The sequence below is a fragment of the Staphylococcus sp. GDY8P47P genome (assembly GCF_016892225.1).
GTDB lineage: Bacteria > Bacillota > Bacilli > Staphylococcales > Staphylococcaceae > Staphylococcus > Staphylococcus borealis.
The window spans coordinates 100,930-115,899 of record NZ_JAFENV010000018.1 but is presented as its reverse complement, the minus strand read 5'-3'; the positions used below and the strand labels follow the sequence as shown (position 1 = coordinate 115,899).

The window sequence follows — 14,970 nt, the reverse complement described above, 5'->3', positions numbered from 1 at the left end:
TATTACACCTCTTTTCGAATTGGGTTCTCAAGTTGTATATTTAAATATTTTTTCACTCTATTGGTCATGCGCATACGCAATAAAGCTTTTACAGTAATCGTTGGACCAAACAGCACATCTCTTAATGCTTGGGCATGTGGCTTATGATCATTAATAGCGACTTCGACTTCTTTTCGGACTATATGAAACAATTCCGCTTCTGTTATATTTTCTTTTTTTGAAAAATGATATATTAATTCAGCTAACTGATTTTGTATAACCGCATGCTGAAATTTAGCAATGACTTCCTCAATTGTTTGGGCTAATAAACTTTGATTTGTTATTTGTATATTATTCATTTTATGTGTAAGTGTGTTTAAGTCTATACGAGAGCCACCTAAATCTCGTACAATAAAATTCATTTGAAAATTCGGGCCCAAATTTACTATCGTATTTTGCATATGTGCTTCTAATGCTATGCCATAGTCTTGTATTAAATTGAGTAAAGGTGTAATAAGTTGTCGACTATAATTTTCCATAAACGTTATGATGCCACTTTTATTTACTTCACCATTAACCCACTCAATATAACTATCAACTGTGATGTGTTGATCAATTGGATTTGGGTTAACCAATGCACCAGTAACAATTGTCACACCATTATTTGCTATGTAAGGTTTTTCTCTTATGATACATGCCAATTGTCTCGCGTCATCGTCATTTGTTTTAGCACACAATCCATATGGCTCGATGGCAACGTTTAGTTGTGAATATTGGTTTAAGACATTGTGTAGAGACTTACTCAATTTTGGTCCATCTACTGTTGTTACACTTGAAACGGTTCTGACAGCACTTGTCGCTTGTACATTTACAGGTAGTTTTACGTGATAAGGTTTATTAATTAAAGACATTGTTCTAAATGATAATGTGGCTTTAGAATCGACTTCGAATGGTGTCGTGACTAATAATTTGTGCGCTATCCAATTTGAAAACTTGTCATAAATGGTATGGTTGTATTGCCACGGATGTACCAATATGACGTAATAGTCTTCTAATGAAATTTGTATCGATTGTGCATATTTTCTTAGCCTTAATTGATATTCTGGAATAACTTCTCTTAATATAAAGTCTTCAGTACCATCAATACTTGTCGCTTGAGCGCAGTCTTTCTGTAATAACATTATTTTTAATGGAATGACTTTTTCAAATTCAGGCGAATACATTTTAACTTCATCCATTGTTAATGGCAGTTTGGTTTTAGTAAGTGGATGCGTTGGATGTCCTTCCAATACTAAACTTTCCGAATATAATAAATCATTAATCTCATTGGAATCACTTAAATGCTGTAACCATGCAAAGAAATTTAATGTGGTCGGCATACAAGAGAACTGCATACTTGATTGCACGTTATGTTGCCGTTGATCGAATTGCTTATAAATCTCAACAAAGTTATCCCTGCTATGTATAATTTCATTAATAAGTTGTTGTTGTATATCAATATCAAAGTGATGTTTTAAAATACTTAATAATTTCTCTACCTCAGTGATTGTTTTATTTTCATTACCACATTGGTATGTAATTGGACCTTTAAAGTCATATCGTGACATCATACTTTTACGATTAAAATGAGTAAATAGTATACACCCATGATATTGTATAGTTAATTGATGATTTTGAGTTGTTATTATGGTTTGTTCAGGCCAAATGCTTTCTTTGATCAATGCATTTAAAATGCGATATTGAATGTTGGTGTCCGCATTTTGCCATGCGTTTTGAATCATATGTTACTCCTCCACTTTAATTGGTCTTTGCATCATATATGCTATGAATGCAATTATAAAAGTAAATACGCCCATTACGATGAATGTATTAATAGCACCCATAACTTCTGATAAAGTTGTTAATAGTAAACTTCCTAATGGTATCATTCCTCTGTCCATCATTACGATACTTAATATTTTTCCACGATGCTCAGGTGTTATATCCTCTTGAAAGTAAATTCGATTTGACGTTCTCGCGAATTGACTAAATAAACCTACAAGTGCCATACAAATGAACATGACTATAATCTGATGTATGATGACGCCTAATAGTGCTATGCCAAATAGACAGGAACTTAAATAATACATATGAACGGTATTTAACTTTTTCAAAATCATAGGTAGTAAAAGTGTTGCTAGCATACCACCTATGGCACAAAAAGTCATTGATACGCCAAATATTTCTGAAAGACCTGGAAATATATCATGTACTAATACTGGGACTAATGTCGTATATGAAAAACCTGTAGCCATTATGATTAATGAAGTAATGAATATTCTTGAAGCTTGCATATTATTCTTAAAGTATTCCCAAACAACATTAAAAGAAAACGCCTTGCCCGCTTTACTTATCTCACTTTCATTCTTGAACGTTAATGGTAAACATAAAAGTGTCGCAATGCAGTAACACGCCGTTTGAGCAAGAAAAGTAGCCGGTGCATGGTAAATAGATAAAATAAGTCCTGCAACCGCTGGACCGATTGAACGACAAATGTTGATGATGAAAGAATGATATGAAACAGCTTGACTCGTATTTAACCGACTAGATAAATCAGGTAATACAGCCTGTCTTATTGGTGTTTCTGTCGCATTAATCATACCTCTAAGCGTCGCATAAATCAGAATGATACTAATTGGTACTTTAGCTAATAGAAAAGTACAAGCATATAGTATGCCTGTCACTATAAATGAGGATGAAATAGTTATTTTAAGTAATTTCCCTCTGTCAAACTTGTCAGCAATAGCGCCAGCCCAGACACTTAATAACAAAATCGGTACGAGTCGGCAAAAATTAACCAATCCTAAATAGACTGCGTTATGATAACTAGTAAGCACATACCAATTCAAGCCAATTTGTCCTATCCAATTCCCTAGAAATAATAAAAAGGAACTAGAGAAGAAAAATTTCGCCACAGTATTCCACCTACTTATTTATAATAATATTTATAATTGATAATGAATATCATTATCGATATTATGGATTATACAAATGTTTTAGATTTTTGTAAAATGAATTTGAGGTGCCATATGAATAATTTAATTTCAATACATAATAAAAACATACAGTTAACTGAGGAAGAATTAGGCGCGTTAAACTATTTAGAACAAGCGTTACCTCACTTAGTTAGCTACTTTAAAAATGAGTTACTCATTGCACGAGATAAAATCTCACAACGTTTAATTACATCACTCTACAGAGAGAATTTAGTTAACGCTCAATCAAATAGTATCATCATGTGGTCCAATGATATCGAAGACTGTCCCATCGATGGACAACACCAAATGATGCGCGTGTATTTTCCACAAGAGGATAAATATATCTTTGCACGTATTACTGGTAAGCATGCTTTTGGACGTGTGGATGTTGAAGGCCCGTTTTATTATCGCGCTAAACATAGTAACCAATTTTGTCGTATATTGCATCCAAATGAAATATTAGCTAGCATTTTAAAAGAAAAACCAGCGTTAGATAATGAAGCAAGTTCACAATTTAAGGATGATATGGAGAATAGTGTTGCAAATATGGCGTTAGCACTTGCTTATCAAGCTTATGAGATGCAACATGCAAACGAACCATTATTGGACATTATTTTTAATGAACAAGATAGTTATTTACGTTCGGAGCAGGCTGTTATTGAAGGTCATCCGCTTCATCCTGGTGCTAAATTACGTAAAGGGCTAAATGCTAATGAAAATATTAAATATAGTTCTGAATATAATAAAGAAATTAATTTAAAATGTGTACTTATTCATCAAAGTATTGCTAAAACAAAAACGTTATCGCTTACGTATAATGATGAACTAAAATCCCACTTTCCAGAACTCTATCAACGCATTGAAAATGAATGTACTGGTTTTAGTAATCTAGATAATTATGAATTGATGATTGTCCACCCGTGGCAGTTTCATAACATATTACTACATCAATACGAAGAAGAATTAAAGCATCATTTAATGATTCCATTAAACGTAGAACTGCCATATTATGCTGGATTATCATTCAGAACATTAATACCAAAATATCCTGTAACTTTGCCACATATCAAATTATCTACTAATGTCCATATTACTGGTGAAATTAGAACTTTATCTGAACAGACCACACACAATGGTCCTTTAGTGACTCGTATTTTAAATGACATTCTAGAACAAGATGCAGATTTCACATACTATAGAACTGGTATTTTAAATGAATTTGCTGGCATTCACTTTTATAATTCAAATGACGCTGAGGCTATACAAACAGATCGTAGTGAACAATTAGGAACCCTTTTTAGAGATAATATTTATAATCTAATAGACAATGATAGTGTGCCTATTATTCCATCGAGTTTAGTGGCTACTTATAAAAATAATGAAGAACCGCCGATAATAAGTTTAATTCAGCGCTATAAAACGAATTATGTAAAGGATAGTTTAGACGTTGCAGCACACGAATGGTTAACCGACTATATTTCTCAACTGTTGGGTATCGTCATGCCTTTATATGTGAAATATGGTATTGCATTAGAAGCACATTTACAAAATTCAATTGCAACATTTAATACTGATGGCCGATTGCGTACCATATATATTCGTGACTTTGAAGGTTTACGAATCGATGAACAACAATTAAATGAAGCTGGTTATGTGACTGAGCATTTTCACGAAAAATCTAGAATACTAACCGATTCTAAAACTACAGTATTTAATAAAGTATTTTACTCGACTGTTCAAAATCATATAGGTGAACTTATATTGACCGTTTCTAAGTTTATCGATGACGACAAGTTTGAAGCTACATTATGGAATAGTGTTGGAAATATCATTCATCATATTCTAAATCAATTAACAAACGTTAACACAGATCGCATATCTCAAATTAAAAAAGTCATATTTGATGAAGTAATAGATTATAAATGCGTGACTACAATGCGTTTAGAGGATGAAGCACATCACTATACTTACATTAAAGTAAGTAATCCATTGCATAAATAAAATGACAAATCGTTTGAACAAATAAAATTGATACAAAAAACCCTTTAGGCTGTGCACACAACCTAAAGGGTTAAATTTATACTTATTGTAATCCTGATCTTTCAGAATTGTTATTGTTGTTGTTATTATTTTTTTCGTTTTTTTGTTGCCATTCTTTTTTAGTCATCACATCATCTACTTGCATGTTTACTTCTACTACTTCTAAGCCAGTGATGTATTTAACTTGTTCTTTAACTAAGTCAGTAACTTTACGGAAGATTTTTGGTGCAGATTCACCGTATTCTAAAATTACTTTTAAGTCAATTGCTGCTTGTTTTTCGCCAACTTCAACAGAAACACCTGTTGTTACGTTGTTACCACTTGAAAATGCATTAGTGAAGTTATCAGCGAAACCGCCTTTCATATCTAAGATACCTTTAACTTCACGAGCTGCGATGCCTGCGATTTTTTCAACAACTTCATCTGAAAATGTTAATTTGTTTTCGAATTGTTGTTGTTCATTTTGTTGTCTGTATTGTTCTGCTTGTTTTTGTTGTTCTTCTCTTTCTTTTTCATTAACTCCTGTTTGATTGTTATACGCTTGTTTAGCTTTGTTATTATTGTTTTCTACTGACATATTACATTCTCCTTTTATCTATATATTATTTTTTAGTCTTTTAATAATGTGTTCTCAAATAAATAGGTTAACTCCATCTATTTAAAAAATTCATGAAATCCTGTGTACGGTCTTTAATATACCCAACACCGATTCCGATTAAACATAATACGATAACTAAAATTGTTTTCCAAAATCCTAAAGTTAGGAATAAGATTGCTATAATTAAAAATGCAAAGAAACCAATGATTCGCCATTTGTAAGATTTAATAAAGTCAATGATTTGTTGACTTCCATCTTGTCCATTTTGATTATTATTATCAGCCATGTTATCCCTCCCTTACAGAACGCGTTGGCCAGCTGTTTTTTGATCTCTGACATTCACTTCAAGTTTTCTAACTGGTAATTCAGTAAAATGCTCAACATTATGTTTAATGTCTGAACGAATACTTTCAGTTAAAGACTTAACTTGTACATCATTAGGTACTAAGAAGTCAGCCTTAATATCGATATAAGATTTATTTTTCTTATTATAAAGTTTCGCAACGACGTTAGGTTGTCTTACTTGATCGTATTTAGTAATTGTATCGTAAGCTGATTTTTCGACTGCTTTACGAGATACATAAATATGACCATCATCATAATCTTTGTATAATCCTGGTTTTCTATATGTTGGTTTAAATATGCTGAATACTAATATTAAGCCTATCAATATAAGTAATGCAGCCAAACCAATTAATAGTGGTTGGAACCAATTGAATTGTAGGAAATAGTCTTGATATTTTGTTATTCGACTATCTTTTATGTACATAAACAATAGGAATCCAACAATAGCAACTATTAATAGGCCGAGGATAAAGTTTTTTAGTCTTTTCACCTCGTACGCACCTCCTAAGTTATTGTTGAATTATTGTATACGAATTAATACCCTATAAATATTATTCAAAACATTAATTCAAAATTATTAATATAATTATTTAAATATTTATTAATTTTTTACTTTCTACAAAGAGTATTCCCAAATTTAGCACAGTGAAAACATATATTTCATTCTTATTTTTTTATATCTTTTTGCTTCGACGTTTTATACTGTAATATATTTGGAAATTTGTTAGACGTTCTTGGATGATCTATACTTAACGATTTAAATAATGACCAAATCATTAATATTATGACAACTGAAAATGGTAAAGCTGCTATAATAAGTAAGTTTTGAATTGCTTGCGTACCACCGGTATAAATCATAATCATGGCAAATAATGCTAGTATTATACCCCAACTTACTTTGACAAAAGAAGCTGGATTAATATCACCTTTTGAACTTAACATGCCTAATACATACGTTGCTGAATCTGCTGACGTCACAAAGAAAATCATAATCACGACTAAAGTGACAATACTTAAAATAAATCCAAGTGGATAATGTTCTAAAGTAGCGAAGGTTGCTGTTTCTGTTGCTTCTTTTGCAATATTAGCAATACCTTTATCTTGTAAATACACCGCTGATGCACCGAAAACTGCAAAGAAAAAGAAACATACAAGTGCTGGAACAAATAATACACCGAGAATAAATTCTTTAATCGTACGTCCTCTTGAAACTCTTGCTATAAAGATACCGACGAAAGGTGCCCACGATACCCACCAGGCCCAATAGAAAATAGTCCAGTTTTGAAGCCATTGGAATTTTTCTCCACCATTCATTGGAATACGTAAGCTCATATTAAAGAAATTAAAGATATAATTACCTAATCCATTTGTAAATGTGTTTAGGATATAAAGTGTTGGCCCCACTATAAATAATCCTATTAATACAATAAATGCTAATAGCATATTTACGTTGCTGAGTGTTTTAATGCCTTTATCTATACCAGACCACGCTGACCAAGTAAACAAAGCTGTCGCAATAATAATTAATATAACCTGAGTGCCAAAATTATTAGGGATATTAAACAAGAAATTTAAGCCTTCATTGATTTGAAGTGCGCCAAATCCAAGTGTTGCTGCAACGCCAGTAACTGTTGCAATAACTGCTAACACATCAATTGCGCCCCCTAAAGGTCCCTTCATAGATTTTTCACCAAATATAGGGACTAATGTTGCACTTACTAAGCCAGGATATCCTTTATGGAAACTAAAGTATGCAAAGACTAAAGCCACAATTCCATATACAGCCCATGCATGTACACCCCAATGGAAGAATGCAAATTGAAAGGCATCATTAATAGCCGTCTGACTACCTGCTTTATGTATAGGCGTTAATGTAAACGCATGACTGATCGGTTCAGCAGTAGTCCAAAATACCAATCCAATGCCCATACCAGCACTAAATAACATAGCAAACCATGATGGAAGAGAGAATTCTGGATCTTCACCTTCTTCACCAAGTGTAATCGACGCATATCTTGAAAATAATAAATACACGCAGACAAAGAATATAAGTAAAACTAGCAATAAGTAGTACCATGAGAAATGCTTCGCTATAAATGTAGTAATGTTTTGGGTTCCTATCTCTAATTGTTTAGGAAAAATAGCACCGTATATAACAAATAGTGTACAAATAGCTAATGCTGTCCAAAACACTAAACTAATCGACTTTTTTCGCATCATATACTCCTTTCAACAAATATTGTTAATTCAATTTTGGTCAAAATAAAATGACGTTTATACCTATTGCCTTTTTCAACAGGAATAAACGCCAATTATTCATATTTCTATTACAATTAAATTATTTATATATTTAAGTTATTGCGTTAAACGAATAACTAATTTACCAATCATTGAATTCGATTCTAATATTTGATGTGCTTGATATAGATTATCAGCCGTTAAGCCCTCTATTACTCTCGTTGTAGTTGGTTTATATACATGTTGCTCAATTTTCTTAGTAATATCTTCTAAGTATTCATGATGTCTAATCATATCATCCGTTTGATTCAATGGTCTTGCAAACATAAATTCATGTGAGAAAGTTAAACTTTTAGGTTTCAAAGCATTTAAATCTTGTTTATTTTGAAATGCTACTATCGTTGCAATATGACCTCTTGGCTTCACTAATTCAATCATTGTGTCATAATACATATCTGTATCGAATGTACAAAAGACGTAATCTACTAATTCAATGCCTTGCGCTTTAAATTGCTTAACTAAATCTTCTTTGTGATTGAGGACAATGTCAGCACCCATGTCCTTAGTCCAATGAATGGTTTCGTCACGTGATGCAGTCGTTATAACGTGTAGACCATAAGCCTTAGCAATTTGTGTCGCAATACTACCTACACCTCCTGCCCCATTAATGATTAACAATGATTTCCCTTTATTTTCTTCAGGATTATGTGAAATGCCAAATACATCAAACAATGTCTCAGATGCAGTTATACCAGTCAATGGTAAACTTGCAGCTTGCTCGAAGCTAATATTTTGAGGCGCCTTAGCAACTAATCTTTCATCAATGATTTGATATGTTGCGTTTGATCCATTTTGATCGGGTGAGCCAGAATAATATACAATGTCACCTTCCTCAAACATACGAACGTCGCTTCCAATAGATTCAACATAACCGACTGCGTCAAAACCTAATACACGAGGTACTTTTGATACCTCCGTCAAACGTTGTTTCGTATCTACTGGATTAACACTGATAGATTGTATTTTAACTAATAATTCATGTGCCTTTGGTTTTGGAATATCTAACGCGTACGTTTTAAATAAATTGCCTTCTGATAAATGAAATGGTTGTTCAAATCCAATTACTTTCATTGATTTAACGCCACCTTTAACTATGCTAATGTTTTAACTAAGTATAATATTATAAACAAATAGATAGCAATATAGATGGCTTCATTTTACAATACTAATACAATTTATCTAACTTATTATTACTGTTGAAAGGGGCATATTTATAATTGAAATTAAGCATTTTAGACTATGTTCCAATTTTTGAAAATAGCAATGCCCATGATGCATTTAAGCATAGTATAACGTTAGCTCAAACTGCTGAGAAATTAGGTTATACACGATTTTGGGTTGCTGAACATCATAATGTTTTTTCGGTCGCATCTAGTGCACCAGAAATTGTAATGATGATGTTACTAGAACATACGCAAACGATAAAGATTGGTAGTGGTGGCGTAATGTTACCTCATTATAGTGCTTATAAAGTGGCTGAACAATTTAAAATAATGGCAGCATGTCACCCTCACAGAATAGATATGGGTTTAGGTCGTTCACCAAGTTTTAAGCAAGTAAATGAAGCGCTTAATGAGTATAAAAACAAAAAGCCTACTCTAGACAATCAAATAGATGATTTGCGACACTACTTTAGTAACCAATATAATGAACCGCATCGATATATGTCTATATATGCAACACCTCAAATTGATGACTCACCTGATATGTTTATTTTAGGAATGAGCGAACGCAGTGCAGAATTAGCTGCGCAAAAAGGGTTACCTTTTGTAATTGCATATATGGGACAACCACAAGATAAGCTAAATCATCTTATCAGCTATTATCGACATCGATACAATCAATTGAATGACATATCAGAATCAAAGAAGCCTTATGTTATTCTGTCTACATTTGTAGTTACAGCTCAAACGTCTAATAAAGTTGCTGATTTATTAGATGCCCTACATTTATGGCTTTTGCGTATCAATTATCTCAATCAACCAAAATCTTACCCATCAATTATTACTGCGCAACACCGTCATTATACTTCGAGTGAATTAAAAAAAATTGAACAAAACAAGCGTCGTGTTATTAGTGGCCTACCTAATGAAGTACGATTAAAATTAACTCAATTAATAGAAACGTATCATGTAGATGAAATCATGATTATGCCTCATGTGTTTGGAGAAGAAGCTAGACTAGAATTAATTCAACTCATCGCTAACACCTCACAATAAAATCATCGTGTCTGGCATTACAATTTGACAATTATTATTTTGACACTTTATTCCCACAAAAATTTTATGATTTCATCTGATACTTCTCTATTATGATGTACAGTCTGGGACATAAATAATATAATAATGCTATCTAGCAATTTCGCAGTAGCTGACTGAACTGAGAAGGCGCTTAAATCAAGCTTTTCTCAGTTCTAGTCATCCTTGCGGGGGTGAGACGACGAATTTAAAAGAATTCTGTCCCACTCCCTCTTTTCCTGTATATTTAGATTCTCTATAAGTTTTAGGGCTATCACCTAACAAATATTTTAAGGAGCGTGACGAACTATTTGATACACTTCCATCTGAATGTGTACCATCTTGTAAGTCACCATAAATATTTAACACTTCTATATTTTTATGATTATAACTATTTTTAAGACCTAATAATTCTTTATAATTTGCGTTCATTTTACTCGGTTTACCATTTTTATCAACAGATATTTCATTTACTTTTTCATTTAAATTTAAAACACCATTATATGTACTAGCTATGTTTACTTCTTTTTGAAGTTGAGGCAATTCATTGTCATTCCCATAATATTTCATAAAGTAAGCAAATGATAAATTCCCCATTGAATGTGCTACGAAATTATAATGCTCTATATGATATTTGTCTTTCATTTGAGTGAGTACATTTTTAATATTTTTGGCATTTTGTGCTACATCCCCATTTTTATTATCTTCAAATAATATTTTGATAATTGGATTGTTTGACCTCTTCGAGATATTGCCTCTAAACTGAACTTCTCCATTGGTTGAAACATTTGCTGTAACAACATCCTTAGTCACACCTTTAGTTACTGCTTGATTGACCATATATTTTTCGGAATGATTCGTTCCTCCATACCCATGCATAAACAATGTTGCAACCTGCTTTTGATTATTATTCTGATAATTAGATGAATGATTACGATTTGTTTGACAACCAACTATCGTAAATATCAATATGCTTATAATTAAACTAAAAATAATGGTTTTAAAAGTGCTCATAATATCATACTCCAATAGGTTTTCTATAAGTATAAATGATATTGTTATAAATATGAAAATTAAGTTAGTTAGTAAATTTAAATACGCATGTTAATGAACTAAATATAAATTGCTAATTTATTGTAGTAATAGGATTAAACTATTAATAAAGAAATAGGACAGAGATCAGCTTGATATAAGCATTTTCTCTGCCCTAATTGATTGAATATAATAGTTTTGAGGCGGAACAACGAATTTATTTTAATTTCTGTCCGGCTCTTATTTAATTTCCTTACTTTCCGCTAGTTCTTTGTACCAATATGCACTCTTCTTAGGATAACGTTCTTGTGTTTCAAAGTCGACATAAAATAGACCATATCGTTTTTCATAACCATTTGACCATGAGAAGACGTCCATTAATGACCATAGGAAGTAACCTTTTACATTGGCACCATCACGAATAGCATCAGAAATGACTTCAAGATGTTTTTTCACATAATCTATACGAGCGTCATCATCTACCGCTTTACGTTCTTCATCAAATTGGTCTTTGTATCCAAGTCCATTCTCAGTAATGTAGATTTTATGATAATTTGGATAATCTTTAACTACACGCATGATGTGATCATATAATCCTTTTGGATAAATCATCCAGTCCCAATCAGTACGGGGTACGTCAACATCAAATTCACGTTGACCTACACCTTTGAGTTGATATTTAGAACCACCTTTATCACCTGTGGCATTATGCGTAATTTCAGATTCACCTTCATAACCTCTCATCCAATCACTCATGTAGTAATTGATACCTAAGAAGTCATTTAAATCTTTGGCCGCATCCAATACTTTATAATCTTCTTCTGGTATATCTAATTTACCACCATTAACAGATAAAATGTGTTGAACGCCTTCCATAGTTTCACGAGAATATTTACCAAGATAAGTTGCATCTAAGATAAATTTATTGTGAATGATATCTTCTAATTCAGCTGCTCTAACATCTTCTGGATTTGTTGGATCATAAGGGTATTTAGTTGGCAATGCGTGTACGACTCCAATTTCACCACTATAGCCATTATCCTTAAATAACTTCACAGCTTTTGCATGTGCGACCATCATGTTGTGGTGTGATTGAAACACTTTAGCAAAGTCATACTTAATTCCTGGTGGAAATTTACCCACTAAATATTGACCATCACCAATAGGCCCAATTTCATTAAATGTAGTCCAATAATTAACTTCTTCAAATTCTTCGAAACAGAATTTTGCATACTCTACAAAGTAATCGATTGTTTTACGATTTAAAAAGTCGCCATCACTATGCAATGTTTCTGGAGTATCAAAGTGGTGCAATGTTACAAATGGCTCTACATGTCTTTTATGACATTCTTTAAATAAATTATGATAGTATTCTACACCTTTAGGATTAACTTCACCATATCCTTTAGGGAATATGCGTGACCATGCAATCGAAATACGAATACCATTCACACCAAATTTTTCACTTAATTCTAAATCAATAGGATATTTATTGTAAAAATCACTTGCTGGTTCAGCTGTATACCAATAGTTTTCTTCAAGATAAGTGTCCCATGCTACACGACCTTTTCCATCTGTTTTAGTCGCGCCTTCTGCTTGATAAGCCGCTGTCGCACCACCGAATATAAAATCTTCTGGTAATTTTTTCATTATACTTTCATCTCCTAATTATTTTTCAAATTGTTGTTGAACGAAGTCTAATGCTGCTTTGCCATCTCGAGTTAAATTAATATATTCAACACCCTGTGTTTTAGCTAATTTAATACCTAGTCGATCTGTATCTTGCTTAATGTCTTCATAATTTGAAGCAACTTGAGGCGCTAAAATAATTAATTGATAATCTTTCATAATATCCATATGCGCACCATAACCGCCTGCTGCTGCTTTAACAGGAACATTATAGTCTTCAGCTGCTTTATTTAAAGCGTTAGCTAATAAACCGCTAGTTCCTCCACCAGCACATAGAACAAGTACATTGGTTTGTTCTGTGATGTTACTTTGTTGCGTTTCATTCTTATTGAATGCTTCATCTTGACCTGTTTGAGAATGACTTGTATCAGTCGCACCAGCTGATGCTAGGATGGCATCTGCTTTTTTAGTATCAAAGTTTGCTGCTACTTTGTTTTGCAACTCATTATTAGCAGTTTTATTTCCTAATTCTTCTTCTAAAATTTGTTCATCATACACTTTTACAAATGGGTAGTAAATAATTACATCTACTACAATTAAGACGATAGCAAGTACAAATGACCAAAATGCAAAACCAGTACCCATCACGATACCTAATGGACCTGGTGTAGTCCATGGTAAGAAGATACTAAAACTGTTCATTCCTAATACATCTACGAAGAACTTAAAGATCCATACGTTTGCAATTGGGGCAAAGATAAACGGAATAAAGAACACTGGGTTTAACACTAATGGTGCACCAAATAAAATTGGTTCATTGACACCAAAGAATGTAGGTACTACAGATGCTCTACCAATCGCTTTATTACGTTTCGATTTAGTTAGCCACATAAACATAAATGGCACGACTAACGTTGCACCAGTTCCCCCCATAGTAACAACGAACATTTGAGTACCTGGTGTAATAACGTTATTAGCATGTTCTCCAGCTTGAATTAAATGTAAGTTCGCTTCTAAGTTAGCATACGTGATAGCTGCTATAGCTGGTTCTACGATTGACGGACCGTGAATACCAACGAACCAGAAGAATGCAAAGGCACCAAAGATAATAGTTACACCAACCCAACCATCTGCTGCAGTAAACAATGGTTCAAATAATTTTAATACACCATTGGCTACATTCGTATGTACAGTAGCTCTCACAATTAAATCTAACGCATATAAAATAATGATTACTGCTGATAGAGGAAATATATCTTTGAACACTTGCGAAATGTTAGGTGGAACTTCTTTCGGCATTTTGATTGTAATATCACGTTTGATAAAGAAGTTATATACAATCACAGTAATAAATGCTGATAGAAATGCTGTTAATAAACCTTTCGTTCCCATAAATCCACTTAAGAATCCACCATCTTTTGCAGGATCCGCTGCTAGGAATAAAAAGCCACACATTGCTGCCATCATAGTTGAGATAAAGTTAATTTGATTTGTTTTATCCAATTTCCGGTTAAACGAATCAGTCAATGATTTAGCAGTCGTACCTGCTACTATAAAACCAACAATGCCCATCGTATAGTTGTATGGTTTCATAAGAATTCCTTCCATTGTTTTACTCCATGTGAAACCAAACACGTTAGGAACATAGGTAACTAAAATAAAGATACTAGAGAATAAGATAATTGGGATTGCTGCGATAAATCCATCACGAATAGCTCTTAAATAAATATTACGAGATATTTTTTCAAAGAACGGTTTTCCTTTCTCAATCCAAGCAATTAATTTGTTCATAGCA

12 protein-coding genes are annotated in these 14,970 nt (G+C 32.8%); 2 read left to right on the top strand and 10 right to left on the bottom strand.

Translation table 11 applies throughout. The annotated features are described in order from the left end of the window. Positions 1-2 precede the first annotated feature (2 nt). Both JVV30_RS08640 and JVV30_RS08635 read right to left on the bottom strand, forming a co-directional pair. Positions 3-1,760, bottom strand: a complete 1,758-nt coding sequence (locus JVV30_RS08640; RefSeq protein WP_070855256.1) for an IucA/IucC family protein — start codon at positions 1,758-1,760, stop codon at positions 3-5. A gap of 3 nt (positions 1,761-1,763) precedes the next feature. Continuing rightward, the gene (locus JVV30_RS08635; protein ID WP_204193982.1) at positions 1,764-2,933 is read right to left on the bottom strand and encodes an MFS transporter; all 1,170 of its coding nucleotides are present in this window, start codon (positions 2,931-2,933) and stop codon (positions 1,764-1,766) included. A gap of 114 nt (positions 2,934-3,047) precedes the next feature. Between JVV30_RS08635 and JVV30_RS08630 the strand changes: the two genes are divergently transcribed. Next, the gene (locus tag JVV30_RS08630; protein ID WP_204193981.1) at positions 3,048-4,997 is read left to right on the top strand and encodes an IucA/IucC family protein; all 1,950 of its coding nucleotides are present in this window, start codon (positions 3,048-3,050) and stop codon (positions 4,995-4,997) included. An 82-nt stretch (positions 4,998-5,079) separates the two neighbouring features. Here the strand turns inward: JVV30_RS08630 and JVV30_RS08625 are convergent, their stop codons facing one another. The 5 genes from JVV30_RS08625 to JVV30_RS08605 form a co-directional block, all read right to left on the bottom strand. Further along, the gene (locus JVV30_RS08625; protein WP_053028531.1) at positions 5,080-5,613 is read right to left on the bottom strand and encodes an Asp23/Gls24 family envelope stress response protein; all 534 of its coding nucleotides are present in this window, start codon (positions 5,611-5,613) and stop codon (positions 5,080-5,082) included. Positions 5,614-5,680: 67 nt separating this feature from the next. Continuing rightward, the gene (locus JVV30_RS08620) at positions 5,681-5,920 is read right to left on the bottom strand and encodes a DUF2273 domain-containing protein (protein ID WP_053028532.1); all 240 of its coding nucleotides are present in this window, start codon (positions 5,918-5,920) and stop codon (positions 5,681-5,683) included. 12 nt (positions 5,921-5,932) lie between these two features. Next, entirely contained in the window at positions 5,933-6,469 is a 537-nt protein-coding gene (gene amaP, locus JVV30_RS08615) for an alkaline shock response membrane anchor protein AmaP (protein ID WP_053028533.1), read from the bottom strand. Positions 6,470-6,645: 176 nt separating this feature from the next. Beyond that, on the bottom strand, positions 6,646-8,196 hold the full coding sequence (locus JVV30_RS08610) for a BCCT family transporter (RefSeq protein ID WP_070855259.1): 1,551 nt from the start codon (positions 8,194-8,196) through the stop codon (positions 6,646-6,648). Between the two features lie 138 nt (positions 8,197-8,334). After that, positions 8,335-9,348 (bottom strand): zinc-binding alcohol dehydrogenase family protein, encoded by a 1,014-nt coding sequence (locus tag JVV30_RS08605; protein ID WP_070855260.1) that lies wholly within the window; start codon positions 9,346-9,348, stop codon positions 8,335-8,337. Positions 9,349-9,494: 146 nt separating this feature from the next. Here JVV30_RS08605 and JVV30_RS08600 point away from each other — a divergent pair, with 146 nt between their 5' ends. Further along, positions 9,495-10,496 (top strand): LLM class flavin-dependent oxidoreductase, encoded by a 1,002-nt coding sequence (locus JVV30_RS08600; protein ID WP_204193980.1) that lies wholly within the window; start codon positions 9,495-9,497, stop codon positions 10,494-10,496. A gap of 198 nt (positions 10,497-10,694) precedes the next feature. On the opposite strand, the gene JVV30_RS08595 is transcribed toward JVV30_RS08600, so the two are convergent. The 3 genes from JVV30_RS08595 to JVV30_RS08585 form a co-directional block, all read right to left on the bottom strand. Further along, complete coding sequence (locus JVV30_RS08595; protein ID WP_204193979.1) at positions 10,695-11,528, bottom strand: alpha/beta hydrolase; 834 nt, start codon at positions 11,526-11,528, stop codon at positions 10,695-10,697. Positions 11,529-11,786: 258 nt separating this feature from the next. Continuing rightward, positions 11,787-13,199, bottom strand: a complete 1,413-nt coding sequence (gene lacG / locus JVV30_RS08590) for a 6-phospho-beta-galactosidase (protein WP_204193985.1) — start codon at positions 13,197-13,199, stop codon at positions 11,787-11,789. A gap of 15 nt (positions 13,200-13,214) precedes the next feature. Continuing rightward, complete coding sequence (locus JVV30_RS08585) at positions 13,215-14,966, bottom strand: lactose-specific PTS transporter subunit EIIC (protein WP_053028539.1); 1,752 nt, start codon at positions 14,964-14,966, stop codon at positions 13,215-13,217. Positions 14,967-14,970 lie beyond the last annotated feature (4 nt).

Excerpts from the sequence above, each read along its gene's own strand:
- JVV30_RS08595 (WP_204193979.1), bottom strand. The coding sequence starts at position 11,528 with ATGAGCACTTTTAAAACCATTATTTTTAGTTTAATTATAAGCATATTG.
- JVV30_RS08620 (WP_053028532.1), bottom strand. The coding sequence starts at position 5,920 with ATGGCTGATAATAATAATCAAAATGGACAAGATGGAAGTCAACAAATC.
- JVV30_RS08625 (WP_053028531.1), bottom strand. The coding sequence starts at position 5,613 with ATGTCAGTAGAAAACAATAATAACAAAGCTAAACAAGCGTATAACAAT.
- JVV30_RS08610 (WP_070855259.1), bottom strand. The coding sequence starts at position 8,196 with ATGCGAAAAAAGTCGATTAGTTTAGTGTTTTGGACAGCATTAGCTATT.
- JVV30_RS08585 (WP_053028539.1), bottom strand. The coding sequence starts at position 14,966 with ATGAACAAATTAATTGCTTGGATTGAGAAAGGAAAACCGTTCTTTGAA.
- JVV30_RS08630 (WP_204193981.1), top strand. The coding sequence starts at position 3,048 with ATGAATAATTTAATTTCAATACATAATAAAAACATACAGTTAACTGAG.
- JVV30_RS08640 (WP_070855256.1), bottom strand. The coding sequence starts at position 1,760 with ATGATTCAAAACGCATGGCAAAATGCGGACACCAACATTCAATATCGC.
- JVV30_RS08605 (WP_070855260.1), bottom strand. The coding sequence starts at position 9,348 with ATGAAAGTAATTGGATTTGAACAACCATTTCATTTATCAGAAGGCAAT.